The 1,113-nt window shown below is 66.3% G+C and carries 2 protein-coding genes; both read right to left on the minus strand.

The genetic code is table 11. The annotated features are described in order from the left end of the window. A partial coding sequence (locus AC02VZ_RS26020) for an IS3 family transposase (protein WP_476476559.1) occupies positions 1-776 on the minus strand: 776 nt, incomplete at its 3' end. A 5-nt stretch (positions 777-781) separates the two neighbouring features. Then, on the minus strand, positions 782-1,113 hold a 332-nt coding region (locus tag AC02VZ_RS26025; RefSeq protein WP_476476558.1), incomplete at its 5' end, for a transposase.

Raw genomic sequence — 1,113 nt, forward strand, 5'->3', positions numbered from 1 at the left:
GAGAGTGTCTTCCAGGGCCGACGGGGCTTGATCAACTCGGTTTTGAACAGGCCGATCGTGGACTCCATCAGGGCATTGTCGTAGGCGTCGCCGACCGATCCGATCGATGCGGCGATGCCTGCCCGGTCGAGGTGCTCGGCGAGCGCGAACGATGTGTACTGCGACCCGGCATCGGAGTGATGTATCAACTCGCCTTTTTTGTAAGGGCGTTGGTCTCGGTCGCGTTGCCAGAGGGCCATCTCGAGGGCGTCCGGGACGAGCCGGGTCTCCTTCGAAGTGGCCGCGGACCAGCCGACGATGCGGCGGGAGAAAGTGTCCACGACGAAGGCGACGTAGACGACGCCGGCGAACGTGGTGACGTGGGTGAAGTCGGCAACCCAGCAGCGGTTCGGGGCCGGGGCGACGAAGTCACGGTCCACGAGGTCCGGGGCCCGCTGTGCGCTCACGTCGGGGATCGTGGTGATCACCTTCTTGCCGCGGACCGCTCCGGCGATGCCGAGCTCGCGCATGAGGCGTTCGACGGTGCAGCGGGCCACCGCGACATCCTGGCGGTTCAAGAGCCGCCAGATCTTCCGGGCGCCGTAGACACGGTAGTTGGCCTCGTACGCCTCCTGGATCAAGATCTTCAGTTCGGAGTCCCGAACGGTGCGGGCCGAGGGTGCCGTCAGGCGTTTGTGGTGGGCGTAGTACGTGGACGGGGCGATCTTGCAGTCGTGGTCGGTGAGGACCCGGCAGATCGGCTCGACTCCGCCGAAGCGGCCCTTGTGCTCGTCGATGAACGCTACGAGCGTGTGTGTGGCCGGTCGAGCTCGGCCGCGAAGAAAGACGCTGCGGCTTTGAGGATCTCGTTGGCCCGCTTCAGCTCGGCGTTCTCCTTCTTCAGGCGCTTCAGCTCGACGGACTCCTCCGTCGTGGTGCCCGGCCGAGTGCCGGCATCGATCTGGTCCTGCCGTACCCACTTGCGCAGGGTCTCGGTCGTGCCGATGCCCAGCTTCTGGGCGACCGCTTTCATCGCGGCCCACTCGGTGCCGTACTCCGGCCGCACCTCGGCGACCATCCGCACCGCACGACGGCGCAGCTCAAGCGGGTAGGGGGAAGGACGTGCCATGACTC

The sequence above is a fragment of the Streptomyces sp. 3-6 genome (assembly GCF_056323165.1).